Annotated in this window: 12 protein-coding genes; 1 reads left to right on the top strand and 11 read right to left on the bottom strand. The window is 68.2% G+C overall.

The window, feature by feature from the left end; translation table 11 throughout:
* Nucleotides 1–92: 92 nt before the first annotated feature.
* A complete protein-coding gene (rpmG, locus tag ACREPD_RS00810) occupies nucleotides 93–260 on the bottom strand; it encodes a 50S ribosomal protein L33 (RefSeq protein WP_170272460.1) in 168 nt (55 codons plus the stop codon).
* A 10-nt stretch (nucleotides 261–270) separates the two neighbouring features.
* Nucleotides 271–507, bottom strand: coding sequence for a 50S ribosomal protein L28 (gene rpmB / locus ACREPD_RS00815; RefSeq protein ID WP_313347422.1), 237 nt, complete (start codon nucleotides 505–507; stop codon nucleotides 271–273).
* A 299-nt stretch (nucleotides 508–806) separates the two neighbouring features.
* On the opposite strand from rpmB, the gene ACREPD_RS00820 reads away from it, so the two are divergent.
* Nucleotides 807–2,048, top strand: a complete 1,242-nt coding sequence (locus ACREPD_RS00820) for a glycosyltransferase (RefSeq protein ID WP_431597513.1) — start codon at nucleotides 807–809, stop codon at nucleotides 2,046–2,048.
* A gap of 130 nt (nucleotides 2,049–2,178) precedes the next feature.
* Here the strand turns inward: ACREPD_RS00820 and ACREPD_RS00825 are convergent, their stop codons facing one another.
* The 9 genes from ACREPD_RS00825 to ACREPD_RS00865 all read right to left on the bottom strand — a co-directional run bounded on the left by ACREPD_RS00825 (nucleotide 2,179) and on the right by ACREPD_RS00865 (nucleotide 13,642).
* Entirely contained in the window at nucleotides 2,179–5,343 is a 3,165-nt protein-coding gene (locus ACREPD_RS00825) for an efflux RND transporter permease subunit (protein ID WP_431597554.1), read from the bottom strand.
* A 10-nt stretch (nucleotides 5,344–5,353) separates the two neighbouring features.
* Nucleotides 5,354–6,349, bottom strand: coding sequence for an efflux RND transporter periplasmic adaptor subunit (locus tag ACREPD_RS00830; RefSeq protein WP_431597514.1), 996 nt, complete (start codon nucleotides 6,347–6,349; stop codon nucleotides 5,354–5,356).
* On the bottom strand, nucleotides 6,346–7,695 hold the full coding sequence (locus ACREPD_RS00835; protein WP_431597515.1) for a TolC family protein: 1,350 nt from the start codon (nucleotides 7,693–7,695) through the stop codon (nucleotides 6,346–6,348). Before ACREPD_RS00835 ends, ACREPD_RS00830 begins: the two co-directional genes overlap by 4 nt.
* A 55-nt stretch (nucleotides 7,696–7,750) precedes the next feature.
* On the bottom strand, nucleotides 7,751–8,155 hold the full coding sequence (locus ACREPD_RS00840) for a hypothetical protein (RefSeq protein ID WP_431597516.1): 405 nt from the start codon (nucleotides 8,153–8,155) through the stop codon (nucleotides 7,751–7,753).
* A 59-nt stretch (nucleotides 8,156–8,214) separates the two neighbouring features.
* Complete coding sequence (locus ACREPD_RS00845; RefSeq protein WP_431597517.1) at nucleotides 8,215–9,333, bottom strand: membrane-targeted effector domain-containing toxin; 1,119 nt, start codon at nucleotides 9,331–9,333, stop codon at nucleotides 8,215–8,217.
* A gap of 161 nt (nucleotides 9,334–9,494) precedes the next feature.
* Nucleotides 9,495–11,276, bottom strand: coding sequence for a DUF885 domain-containing protein (locus tag ACREPD_RS00850; protein WP_431597518.1), 1,782 nt, complete (start codon nucleotides 11,274–11,276; stop codon nucleotides 9,495–9,497).
* 249 nt (nucleotides 11,277–11,525) lie between these two features.
* Entirely contained in the window at nucleotides 11,526–11,867 is a 342-nt protein-coding gene (locus tag ACREPD_RS00855; RefSeq protein WP_431597519.1) for a lipid-A-disaccharide synthase N-terminal domain-containing protein, read from the bottom strand.
* On the bottom strand, nucleotides 11,867–12,589 hold the full coding sequence (locus ACREPD_RS00860) for a glycosyltransferase family 2 protein (protein WP_431597520.1): 723 nt from the start codon (nucleotides 12,587–12,589) through the stop codon (nucleotides 11,867–11,869). The genes ACREPD_RS00855 and ACREPD_RS00860 overlap by 1 nt, the downstream gene beginning before the upstream one ends.
* A gap of 87 nt (nucleotides 12,590–12,676) precedes the next feature.
* On the bottom strand, nucleotides 12,677–13,642 hold the full coding sequence (locus tag ACREPD_RS00865) for an NAD-dependent epimerase/dehydratase family protein (protein WP_431597521.1): 966 nt from the start codon (nucleotides 13,640–13,642) through the stop codon (nucleotides 12,677–12,679).
* Nucleotides 13,643–13,676 lie beyond the last annotated feature (34 nt).

Raw genomic sequence — 13,676 nt, forward strand, 5'->3', positions numbered from 1 at the left:
CATTCTGCCATGGCCGATGTGCACGGCCGTGGAAACGAAAAAACCCGCCGTGAGGCGGGTTCTTCGTTGGCATCAAACAATCCGCGGGCGGATTACTTGATCTTGCCTTCCTTGTACGGGACGTGCTTGCGCACGACCGGATCGTACTTCGAGAATTCCATCTTCCCGGGGGTGTTCTTCTTGTTCTTGTCGGTCGTGTAGAAGTGACCGGTACCGGCGGTCGAAATCATACGGACCTTATCGCGCTTGCCTGCCATGATCGTCTACTCCTCAGACCTTTTCGCCGCGCGCACGCAGCTCAGCCAGAACGGACTCGATGCCGTTCTTGTCGATGGTGCGCAGTGCATGCGCGGAAACACGAAGCTTGACCCAGCGGTTTTCGCTGGCAACCCAGAAGCGACGCTCGTGCAGGTTGGGCAGGAAACGACGACGGGTCTTGTTGTTGGCGTGCGAGACGTTGTTACCCGTCTGCACTCGCTTGCCGGAAACTTGGCATACGCGGGACATTGCGCACCTCGATAAAAGTATGTGTCAGCCCATAGCCCGGGCGACGGCGGCCTCGACGGTTTCCCGCCACACGTCATGAGAATCAAAGGGTTACGCTGTCGAGGGCAGACCGGATGACGTGTTCCCGGCCACCAATCCGGACAAATCCGGACACAGCGAGCCGCGCATTATGCAGGAGTCGGCCCAGCGGCGCAAGTTGTCCACAGGCTCGGACGACAGTGCTTCCTGAATGGGCCGGCGCCTCCACGCAGCGGTCGCAGCCGCTGGCGATACTGGTCGAACTTCGCGGGAGCACGGTAATGCGGCTGATGGCAGTGACCTATGGAACCGAAGGCGACACCCGGCCGCTGGTGATGCTGTGCCACGGGCTGCAGGCCGCCGGCCATGAGGTGATGCTGCTGGCCGAGGGGGGCACGCTGGGCAGCGCGCGTGCGCTGGGCGTTCCGCATGCAGCGCTCGAGGGCGACATCCATGACGAGGTGGTGGCGCTGGTGTCGCGTGGCAACAACATGGCGGCCGCGTCGCGGGGACTGGCGCGGATGGCGCAGCGGCATGTGCCGGCGTGGATACGCCAGGCCGATGCGGCCGCTGCAGGGTGCGATGCCGTGCTGACCGGCGGGCTGGCCGCGTTCGTGGGCATGACGGTGGCCGAACATCACGGCGTGCCCGCGATCGGCACCGGAATGATTCCGCTCACCCCTACCCGTGCGTTCGCCTCCCCCTTCCTGCCACGCCTGCGCCTGCCCGGCATGCTCAACCGGCTCAGCTATGGGCTGGTCAACCAGGCGGTGTGGCGCACGTTCCGTGCGCCGATCAACGACGCCCGACGGGCGCTCGGCATGCCGGCGCGGCGTTCACTGTGGCGCGATCTTCCGATGTTGTATGGCATCTCGCCGAGCCTGGTGCCGCCGCCTGCGGATTGGCCGGCGAATCATCACGTGTGCGGTCAGTGGCGTGCACCCGATGCGCCCTGGCAGCCGACACCGGAGTTGCAGGACTTTCTCGATGCTGGCCCGCCGCCGGTTTACGTGGGCTTTGGAAGCATGACCGGGTTTGATCGCAACAGCGTGCTGCCAGCACTGCTGCATGCGTTGGCACCGCGCCGGGTGCTGCTGTTCCCTGGCTGGGCGGGCCTTCCCGACGGTCCGCTGCCCGCAGACGTCTTTGTCGTCGGCCCTACCCCGCATGAAGCGCTGTTCCCGCGCTGTTCGATCGTGATCCACCACGGCGGCAGCGGCACGACCCATTCGGCGTGCCGCGCGGGTGTGCCTTCATTGGTGATGCCGTTTGCGGCGGATCAGTTCTTCTGGGCGGCGCGGTTGCAGGAAATGGGCGTAGCTGCCGAGCCGCTGTCGCCGAAACGCCTGGACGCTCAGACACTGGGTCGTGCAATTGCCGTGCCCGAGCACGCGGACACGCGGGCGCGCGCATCGGCGTTGGGCCGGGCAATGGCGACGGAAAATGGGGTGGGTACCGCCGTTAGCCTGATCCAACAGATGCAATCTCCCACGGCCAAGGCCAGATGCGACGCACAGCGTTGACCGGTCAGCCGTTTGCCGATTCAATTGGCGCACGACTCCGCCCTTGGCATCGTCATTAGGTTGGCCAACTGTCTTGGGACGAACAAAACCGCCATAAGGCGGTTTTGTTCATTTCAGACGTCCGTCGCCATCAACCCTGCTTACGGTGCAGCCACCGGTACAACACCGGCAGTACCAGCAGGGTGAGCAGCGTTGAGGAGACGATGCCGCCGATGACAACGGTGGCCAGCGGGCGCTGTACTTCCGAGCCGGCACCCACGTTGAAGGCCATCGGTACGAAGCCGAGCGAGGCCACCAGCGCGGTCATCAGCACCGGGCGCAGGCGGCCCAGTGCGCCCTCGCGCACGGCATCGGCCAGCGGCATGCCGCTCTCGCGCAGGCTGCGCACGAAGCTGATCATCACCAGCCCGTTGAGCACCGCCACGCCCGACAGCGCGATGAAGCCGACACCGGCGGAGATCGACAACGGAATGCCACGCAGGGCCAGCGCGAGCACGCCACCGGTGAGCGCCAGCGGCACGCCGCTGAACACGATGGCCGCGTCCTTGACCGACCCGAACGCCCAGAACAGCAGTGCGAAGATCAGGACCAGGGTGACCGGCACCACGATGGCCAGGCGCTGGCTGGCCGAGATCAGCTGCTCGAAACTGCCGCCGTACTCGATCCAGTAGCCATTGGGCACCTGCACATCGCGGTTGATGGTCTGCTGCAGTTCGCTGACGAAACTGCCCAGGTCACGGTCGCGCACGTTGGCAGTGACCACGATGCGGCGCTTGCCGTTCTCGCGGTTGATCTGGTTCGGCCCCTCGCTGTTGGCCAGCGTGGCCAGCTCGCGCAGCGGCACGGTGCGCGCGGTGCCGCTGGTCCCGCCGCCGACCTGGCTGGATTCGTCGGCGTCCCCGGCCAGGGCCGGCGCCAGCGACACCGGCAGATCGGCCAGCGCAGCCGGGTCCTGGCGTAGTGCCTCGGGCAGGCGCACCACGATGTCGAAGCGGCGGTCGCCCTCGAACAGCTGGCCGGCCACCTGCCCGCCCACGGCCGTGGCCACCGTGGACTGCACCTGACCGGGGTTGAGCCCAAAGCCGGCCAATGCACTGCGGTTGGGGGTGACGGTGAGCAGCGGCAGGCCGCTGGTTTCCTCCACCCGAACGTCCGCCGCACCGGGCACGCCGCCGGCCACGCTGGCGATGCGCTTGCCTACCGTCAGCAGCGTGTCGAGATCATCGCCGAACAGCATCACCGCCACGTCGGCGCGCACACCGGAGATGAGTTCGTTGGTGCGCATCTGGATTGGCTGGGTGAACTCGTAGTTGTTGCCCGGCAACTGCTCCACCGCCGCTTCCAGTTCGGCCAGCAGCGCCGCGCGCGGTTTGCGCGGGTCCGGCCAGTCTTTGCGCGGTTTCATCATGATGAAGGTGTCGGCCACCGACGGCGGCATCGGATCGGAGGCGACTTCCGGGGTGCCGATCTTGGAGAACACCTTGCTGACTTCCGGGAACTGCACCAGCCGGTTCTCGATCAGCGTCTGCATCTGGATGGACTGGGTGAGGCTGGTGCCGGGAACGCGCATGGCATGCATGGCGACGTCACCCTCGTCCAGGTTGGGCACGAATTCGCTGCCCAGCCGCGTGGCCAGCAGCCCGCAGCCGACCACCAGCACCAGCGCGCCGGCCACCATCCAGCGCCCGCGCCGCAGCGAGAACGCCAGCAGCGGTTCGTAACGCCGGCGCACCCAGGCCATGACCCGGTTCTCCTTCTCCTGCACGCGGCCGCCCAGGAACAGCGCGATCGCGGCCGGTACGAAGGTCAGTGCCAGCACCATCGCACCGCTCAGTGCCAGCACCACGGTGATGGCCATGGGATGGAACATTTTTCCTTCCACGCCGGTCAGCGCGAAGATGGGCAGGTACACCGCGGTGATGATGCCAAGCCCGAACAGGCTGGGGCGGATCACCTCGGCGGTAGCGCTGGCGGTTTCGGCGAAGCGCTCCTGCCGGGTCATGTCGCGGCCGAGCGCGTGCTGGCGTTCGCCGAAGCGACGCAGGCAGTTCTCGATGATGATCACCGCGCCATCGACGATCAGGCCGAAGTCCAGCGCACCGAGGCTCATCAGGTTGGCCGACACGCCACCGCGCGCCATGCCGGTGAGGGTGAACAGCATGGCCAGCGGGATCACCGCCGCGGTGATCAGCGCGGCACGGAAGTTGCCCAGCAGCAGGAACAGCACCACGATCACCAGCAGCGCGCCTTCCACCAGGTTCTTGGCCACCGTCTGGATGGTGCGGTCCACCAGGCTGGTGCGGTCGTAGCTGGCGGTGACGGTAACGCCGGGCGGCAGGCTGCGCTGGGCCTGTTCGAGCCGTGCCGCAGCGGCCTGCGCCACCTCGCGGCTGTTGGCGCCGATCAGCATCACCACCGTGCCCATCACCACTTCATGGCCGTTCTGGGTGGCCGCGCCGCTGCGCAGTTCCGGACCGTCGGCGACCTCTGCCACGTCATGCACGTGGATTGGCACGCCTTCGCGGCGGGCCAGCACGATGTTGCCGATCTCCTCCAGGTTGGCAACCTGGCCGGGAATGCGCACCAGGAACTGCTGGCCGTTGCGCTCGATGTAGCCGGCACCGACGTTCTGGTTGTTGGTCTCCACCGCCTCCGCCACGTCTTCCAGCGTGAAGCCCAGCGCGCGCAGCCGTGCAGGTTCCGGGGTGATGTGCACCTGGCGCTGGAAACCACCGATGGTGTTGACCTCGGTCACGCCCGGCACGTTGCGCAGCTGCGGGCGGATCACCCAGTCCTGCAGGGTGCGCAGGTCGGTGGCGGTGTATGCGCTGCCATCGGGTTTGCGCGCCGCAGGATCGGCGTCGATGGTGTACATGAAGATCTCGCCCAGCCCGGTGGCGATGGGCCCCAGCTGTGGGTCGAGCCCGGCCGGAATTTGCGATTTCACCTGCTGTAGGCGTTCGGCCACCTGCTGCCGCGCGAAGTAGATGTCGGTGCCGTCTTCGAACACGACGGTGACCTGCGACAACCCGTAGCGCGACAGCGAGCGTGCCTGCTCCATGCGGGGCAGGCCGGCCATCACCGTTTCCACCGGATAGGTGACGCGCTGCTCGGCCTCCAGCGGCGAGTACCCCGGAGCGGCGGTGTTGATCTGCACCTGGACATTGGTGATGTCCGGGGTGGCATCGATGGGCAGCTTGGTGAAACTCCACGCACCCACGGCGACCAGCACCACGGTGAGGCTCATCATCAGCCAGCGGTGGGCGATGGAGGCGGCAATGATGCGCTCAAGCATCGGGGCGCGCTCAATGCTCATGCGACGCCCCTGCCTTGCCGATGTCGGCCTTCACCACGTAGCTCTGTTCGGTGACCACGCTTGCGCCCACGGCCACACCTTGCAGGACTTCAACCTGCTGGGCGTCGCGTGCGCCGAGGCGAACCGGGCGCGCGGTGTAGGTATCACCGCTGCGCACGAACACCACGTCCTTGCCGTCCAGCGTCTGCAGCGCACTCAGTGGCACCACCTGCGCCGCCGGCCGGGTGGCGACCACGATGCGCGCCTTCACGGCGGCGCCCGGCCGCCACAGGCCATCGTCGTTGCGCAGCGTGGCGCGGGCGACGGTGCTCTGGCTGGCGGTCGCGGTGCCGGGCAGCACGCGTTCCAGCGTGGTGCTCTGGGTGACCCCGTCGGTCATGCGCGACACGGTGACCGGCACGCCGGCGGTGATGTGCTGGGTGTCGTTGCCGAAGATGTGCAGGTCCACCCACAGCGTGGAGAGGTCACCGATCTCGAACAGTGCGGTGCCCTCGCCCGCCACGCCGCCGACCTGCGCCTGGCGGGCCAGCACCACGCCGCCGATCGGCGCGCTGACGGTGTAGGTGGTCAGGCTGAGGTTGCTCTCGATGCTCGCCAGCACCTGGCCGGCGCGCACGCGGTCGCCCACGTTGGCACGCAACGAGCGGATCGGGCCGGGGAAACGCGCCATCACCTGCGCCACGCGGCCATCGACCGGGGTCAGCAGGCCCTGCACATCGTGTTCGTCGGCAATGGTGCCCGCCGCCACGGCGGCGACGCGGATACCCGATTGTTCCGCCATCGCGGCGGGAATGGTGGTGCTCTCGGGCGCTTCGGCGTGGTCGTCGCCTTCGTCGGCGTGGCCGGGCTCACCGTGGCCCGCATCGGCGTCGGCGCCGGCGGTGCCGCTGGCCGGGGCCGGTGCGTCCTTGCCACAGCCGGTCAGGGCGAGCAGGCACAGCAGCAGTGCGGTGAGCGGGACGGCGCGTGCAAGGGAACGGGTCATGGGCGGTCCTCCGTGGACACGGCAGGAGTATCGGTAGGGGTGCTGCCGTCGGTACTGGCCAGCAGGCCTTGCCCGGTCAGGCGTTGAAGTTCGATGAGGGCGGTCTGCGCGGCGATGGCCGCGTCCAGCTGGCGCCGACGTGCGTCCATGCGCATGGCCTGCAGCTGGGCCCATTCCATGTAGCTGATGGCACCGGCGCGCCAGGCCTTCTCGGCGGCGTTCTCGGCGCGCTGAAGCTTTGGAAGCACATCGCGCGCCATGCGCGTGACTTCCAACCGCGCGGTTTCATAGCGGCCATGCGCCTCGGCCAGCGTGGCGTAGAGCTGCAGCGCGCGCGCCTCGCGTTCCACGCCGTTGAGCGCCAGCTCGGCCTCGGCCGCGCGGATCTCCGGCCCGGCACGTGACACGCTGCCGAGCGGCAGGCTGAAGCCGGCCACCAGCGAGGTATCGCCACTGTCGCGGCTGTTGCGCACGCCCGCCTGCCAGCTGATGTCCGGCCGCGCCTGGGTGCGTGCGAGCTGCAGCTGGGCTTCGCGCACGCGGCGCTCGCCGGCCAGCACGGCCAGCTCGGGCGTGCGTTGCAGGGTGTCGGCGAGCACGCCGAAGTCCTGCAGCGCAGGCAGCTGCATCGGATCGCCGCTGACCACGTCGAAGCCCGGCTCGCGCTCACGCCACAACGCCGCCAGCGCAACGCGGGCGGAACGATCCATCTGCTGCGCGCGGGCGCGGTCGACCTCGGCCTGGGCGAGCATGGCCTGCGCGGTCATCAGCACCGATTCGGGCGAGGCGCCGGCCTGCAGCCGCAGGCGTGCGGCGGCAACGGCGCGGCGACGCTGTTCGATGTCCGCGTCGGCAATGGACAGCTGCGCGCGCGCCTCGGTAACGCCCAGGTAGCGCCGCGCCACCTCGGCCAGCAGGTCCAGGCGCGCGGTTTCGCGCTGCGGCGCCAGTGCATCCAGGTTGGCCTGTGCGAGCACGCGGCGGGCATCGAGCTTGCCCCCGCGTTCCAGCACACCCGCCAGGCTGACGGTCAGCTCGGCGGCATCGAAGCCGCGGCTGCCCCCACTGCCCAGCGCGTTTTCCAGCTCTACGCCGAGCGTCACGGGCGGGCGCAGCACGGCTGCGTCACGGCGCGCTTCCCAGATCGGGCGTTGGGCGTCGACCACGCGCAGGTCCGGGTGGAACCTGGCCACGCGCGCGAAGGCGTCGTCCAGGGTGAGCGGGGCTGACGACGCCGGCGGGGCGGCGGGTGAAGCAACGGGCAACGGTGAAACAGGCGCAGTGCCCTGCGCATACGCGCACGGCACGAACGCTACGGCAGCCAAGGCTGCCAGGCGCATCCACATGGGAATCTCCAGAAAGCGGTTCAGAATGTCGGTCGCGGCACGCGGCCGCGCGGCATCAGACCGCTATCGGGGGGCGCAGCAGGCTCTCGGGGGGCTGGGCAAGCAGCTGTGCGGTCATGCCGACCGGCACGATGTGGGCCGGCGCGCCGGGCAGGGTCCAGGCCGATGCCGCCAGCGGCAGCACGCCACCGTGGCCGTGGCAATGCCCGCAGTGGACCAGCGCATGCAGCAGGCGGGTGCCGTCGTCATCGGCGTCGATGGAGGCGTCCATCTGCACGTCAATGGACGCGACCGGTTCGGCATGCGACGCCGGATGCGGCGCGGTCGCCGTCTCCGCGTGCGACAACGCGTGCAGGTCGCCGAGGGCCGCCGCCAAGGCGCCACCGGCCGTGCCCAGCAGCATCACCGCCAGCATCAGCAGGCGGAGCGGCAACGGCAGGCGGCGGCGCAGACGGGACATCATGGGCCGCAGGGTAGCGGCCGATCCGCCCGTTACACAATCGCAGCGCGGCCGGCGGTTCACGTTGGCGAGCGGACGTTGAGCAGGTAGTCGCAGCGAAGGTGGCCCTGCGCGCGCAGCGTGGGCGCCGGCACGCTCAGGCCCGGGTCGATGCCGGCCTCCAATCGCGGCGCGTTGGCGTCGTGGACATCCTCCACCCTCAGGCTGGGAATACCCAGGCGTGCTGCGATTCCCGCGATGCCGTTGAACGTGCCCGCGTGCGTGGTGTCGACGAGGGCGACCCAGCCCGATGGACCCGGCGCCCCCGCCCGCTGCCCCTGGTCGTGCTCGATGCGCTTGACCGCGACATGGCTCCCCACCCGTGCACGCGTTTCTACCGGCGATGCCGGTGTGCCGACGCCGCTCTCGACACCCTTCAGGTGGGCACTGGCCATGAGGTCCAGTGCAACGATGCGCAGGCCGGCACGGCTGGCGGCGGCGACCACCTCGCGGTAGGTCGCGTTGGCGGCACGGTCGGTCATCTGCCACCCGTCCAGTTCATCCAGGAAACTCCCCAGCGCTGGCGGCAGCGTGCCGGTCGCATGCAGAAGATCGAGATCCGCCTGGTGGAGATCGTGCTGCAGCGGCTGCACGTAGAGCGTTCTGACCCCGAGGTTGAACAGCAGCGGCATCTTCTCGATCAGCAGGCGCTTGCTCGCACGCGACGCCGGCGTTGCAGCGACGACCAGGCCTGGAGACGCCGCAAGCAGAGTCTTCAGGAGCTGCTTGCGCGTACGGCAGGCATCGATGGGGGGCCACGCCGGTTGAACGGGTGCGGCGTCGGCCGCTCCGCCCCGGGCAACCGCCTGCATGAGCCGGCTGCGGGCATCGTAGAAGGCGCCCAGCGCGTCCTGCCCCGGTGTGGGTTTGTCCGCGCCCGGCACATACACCGCGTAATCCGGATCGAGGGCGCGACGGCCCTGGCGCAGCATGTCCGCCAGGCATCGGCCCTGCACCGGGGTGACGGCGAAGGGCTGCAACGGGTCGGCCCGAACGGCGGACAATGGGAGTTCAGCACGGCCGGAGACAGCGGCTGCATTGTTCATCGCCAGCAGGCGGCACCGATCATCCTTGCCTCGCGGGGTCTCGGTGAGGCGGGGTGTGCGATGTGTCCACAGATCGCGCAGGGCATCCAGCATGGTCAGGCTCCGTGTGGGGAACGCGCGCCACGCGGCGCACCCGGGCCAGACTAGTCAACCGCTGCTGCAGCGCTGCGATGCATGCTGCAGTTTTGAACGTGCGACCGGCGCCGGTTACCGATGCGTGCACTGGCGCACACCGGCAACCGGCCATTACCGACTCAAGGGGCGCGATTCGCAGCGATGTAGGCGCGGATCTGTGCGTCCAGGACCGGCAGCGGTACCGAACCCTGCTTGAGCACGGCGTCGTGGAAGGCCTTGACGTCGAAGCGGTCACCGAGCGCCTGTTCGGCCTCGGCGCGCAGCCGCACGATCGCGATCTCACCCAGCTTGTAGCTCAGCGCCTGGCCCGGCCAGGAGATGTAGCGGTCGACCTCGGTGGTGACCTCATGCTCGCTCAGTGCGGTGTGGTCGCGCAGGTAGGCGATGGCCTGTTCGCGGGTCCAGCCCTTGTGGTGCACGCCGGTGTCGATCACCAGGCGCGCGGCGCGCCACATCTCGTAGGTGAGGCGGCCGAAATCCTCGTACGGGGTTTCATAGATGCCCATCTCCACACCCAGCTTCTCGCAGTACAGGCCCCAGCCCTCGCCATAGGCGGAGATGTAGGCGGTACGGCGGAACTCGGGCTGCTCGCCCTGCTCGGCCGCCAGCGCGCCCTGCAGGGCATGGCCGGGGTCGGACTCGTGCAGGGTCAGTGCCGGCAGGTTGTACAGCGGGCGCGCCGGCAGGTTGTAGGTGTTGAGCCAGTAGGTGCCCATGCCGCCGCGGCCGGCGGTCCAGAACGGCGCGATGTCCGGCGGTACCGGCACGATGGTGAAGCGTGCACGCGGCAGGGTCATGTACTTGCCGACGACGCCGTCCACGCGCTTGGAGATCCACGCCGCGCGGTACAGCAGCTCGTCGGGGGTCTTGGCGTAGAACTGCGGGTCGGTGCGCAGGAACACCAGGAAGTCGGCGAAGCTGCCCTTGAACTGGACCTGCTTGATGATGCCGTTCATTTCCTTCTGGATGCGCGCCACTTCCTTCAGCCCGATCTCGTGGATCTGCTGCGGAGTGAGATCGAGCGTGGTGTATTCGTGGATCTGCTGCTTGTAGTACGCCTCGCCGTCGGGCAGGGCTTCGGCCGCCAGGGTGGTGCGCGCCTGCGGCACGTATTCGCTGACGAAGAAGGTGCGCAGCTTGGCGAAGGCCGGTACCACGCTGCCACTGATGGCCTGCCGGGCCTGCGCCTGCAGCTCGGCCTGCTGCGCGGCCGGGATGCTGGACGGCAGCTTCTTGAACGGGGCATACAGCGGCGATGCGGTCGGGTCCTTGAGCTCGGACACGGTGGCGATGGAGACCTCGCGGCCATCCAGCACGGCGCGCGGCACGCTGAAGCCGCGCTTGAGGCCGGCACGCATGTTGTCGGTCTGCTGGTCGAAGTAGCGCGGTACGTCGTTGAGGCGCGCGATGTAGTTGCGGTAGTCCTGCGCCGTCTTCATCTCGCGGCGGGCCATGAACGAGAGGTTCGACCAGAACGACGAGTCTGCATTGAACGGCATTTCATAGCCGCGCAGGCGCACCTCGGCGGCCAGGTTGAAGACCTGGTCGTGGTAGATGGCGTAGTTGATCTGGTTGTCGGCCGACAGCGTCTTCGGGTCGATCTTGTCGAGCTGGGCCAGCACGTCGTCCCATACCTTCAGCCGCGCCTGTTGGGCGGCGGCGCCGACATCGGGCATGCGGGTGGCGTTGGCCGGGCCGTCGCCGTCTTCGCTGGCTTCACCACCGCCGTCCTGGCGCCACTTCCATTCCTTCTCGTAGATGTCGCGGAACTGCGCATCGGCGGCGCTTTCAACGGCCAGGCTGGCGGGGGCGGCGGCCGGCGCGGCCGGAGGGGCGGCGAACGCGGCACCTGCAGGAAGGGCCAAGGCAAGCAGCAGAGCGGTGACGAGCGGCGATTTCACGATCAGCGGTTCCCGATGGAGGGCAAACCCCGATCATGGCACCGCACACGGGGTGGGCGCATGGATCAAAGGTCCTGCCCGCGCCGCGGGCAGGACCGGGGGATCGGCCAACGGTCGAGACCCAAGCGCCAAAGGCGCGCGGTAGAGCCGACTGTTAGTCGGCTGCTCCTCTGGCCTCGCCGTACGCCTGCGCGAAAGGCGGCCGACTAATAGTCGGCTCTACCCAGTCGGCTCTACCCGGTAGACCGATCAATGCTGCGCCTTGTCCCGCTTCCATCCCCGATGCTGGATATCCAGCTTCAGGCTGTACAGCGCGGTGAACGCCGGAAACAGGTTCTGCAGCACGCCCACCGAGTCCTGCTTGGCCGAAAACAGGAAGTAGCTCAGCGTCATCAGGCTGCCGACCACGCTCATGTACCAGAACAGGCGCGGGATCACCGGCTTGCCGGCGCGCCGGGAGGCGACGAACTGGACCAGCCAGCGGCCACCGAACATCAGCGCACCGGTGTAGCCGATCAACTTCCAGCCGGTCACATGCAGGCCGGACCAGAACAGCCAGGTCAGCGGTTGGTCGAGCCAGTGCAGCTCCATCAGCGTTCTTCCACGGCGGTGCGCTTGCTGCGCGTGATCAGCCAGGCCACGCCGCGCAGGTCGCGGATGCCCACCAGCGCACGGCCCAGGTTGTTGTACTTGGACACGCCGGCGGTGCGGTGCCGATGATTGACCGGCACGCTCACCGTCGCCCAGCCCGCACGCTGCATCAGCGCCGGCAGGTAGCGGTGCATGTGGTCGAAATACGGCAGGTCCAGGAACGCCTCGCGTTCGAACAGCTTGATGCCGCAGCCGGTATCGGGGGTGTCGTCGCGCAGCATGCGGGCGCGGATCGCGTTGGCCCACTTGCTGGCCCAGCGCTTGCTGCCGCTGTCCTGGCGGTTGACCCGCCAGCCGGCGAACAGCTTCACCTGCGCAGCGGCGGCGGCGCGCGCGGCCAGCAGCTTGGGAATGTCGGCCGGGTCGTTCTGGCCGTCGCCGTCGAGCGTGGCGATCCACGGCGCGCGGGCATGTTTCACCCCGGTGCGCACGGCGGTGCTCTGCCCGCTCTGGCTCACATGGTGCAACACCCGCAGTTCGGGATTGCTGGTCTTCAGCCCCTGCAGCACGGCGAGGGTGTCGTCGCTCGAATGGTCGTCGATGTAGACGATCTCGAAGTCCAGCTGGCCGCGCAGGGCAGCGGTGATCTCGTCGATCAGGGGTTTGACGTTGTCGCGTTCATTGAATACCGGAACGACGACCGACAACTGGGGTTGGCTCATGATCGGGCTCTGCGAAAGGCCAGGGATGTAAAAGACCGCGCATTTTCCGCGTCCAAGGTTATCCGAAGATGAACCAGCCGGTGTGAGTCAGGCGCGATCCCCGAAATAATCGCGGCACCACGCCACCACGGGGGGCAGCCCCTGCTCGATCGGGGTGGCCGGCTCGTAGCCGAAAGCGTCGTGCGCGCGGGTGGTGTCGGCCATGGTGCGGACCATGTCGCCGGGCTGCATCGGCTTGTAGACCTTCTGCGCCGGGCGTCCGGCAGCGGCTTCGATGACCCCGATGAAATGCTCGAGCTCGATCGGCGTGTGGTTGCCCAGGTTGAAGACACGGTGCGGTACATCCTCGCTGGACGGGTGCGCCAGCGCGCCGAGGATACCGGCCACGATGTCGGAAACATGTGTGAAGTCGCGCTGCATCCGGCCTTCGTTGAACACCTCGATCGGGCGTCCGGCCAGCACCGCGCGCGAGAACAGCAGCGGCGCCATGTCCGGCCGGCCCCACGGACCGTAGACGGTGAAGAAGCGCAGGCCGGTGGCATGCAGGCCGTAGAGCTGGGAATAGGTGTAGGCCATCAGCTCGTTGGCGGCCTTGGTCGCTGCGTAAAGCGAACGCGGCTTGTCGATGCGCTGGTCTTCCGAGAACGGCGGGGTGGCCGAATCGCCGTACACCGAACTGCTGGAGGCATACACCAGGTGTTCCACGCCCCGGTGCCGGCACAGCTCCAGGATGTTCACGAACCCGGTGAGGTTGCTGTCGACATAGGCATGCGGGTTTTCCAGCGAATAGCGCACGCCGGCCTGGGCGGCCAGGTGGATGACGCGGGTGGGCGCCACCTCGTCGAACAGCGCGGCCAGGCCGTCGCGGTCGGTGAGGTCCAGCACGCGGATGTCGGCGCCCGGGCACAGCGCGGCCACGCGGTCACGCTTGATCTGCGGATCGTAGTAGGCGTTGTAGTTGTCCAGCCCGACCACGGCTTCGCCCGCATCGCGCAGGGCGCGGACGGTATTGGCGCCGATGAAGCCGGCGGCGCCGGTCACAAGAATGGTCATGGAAGGGCATCCGAAACGTTTCGATGCCCCATTG

The sequence above is a fragment of the Stenotrophomonas sp. genome (genome assembly GCF_050737075.1).
Classification (GTDB): Bacteria; Pseudomonadota; Gammaproteobacteria; order Xanthomonadales; family Xanthomonadaceae; genus Stenotrophomonas.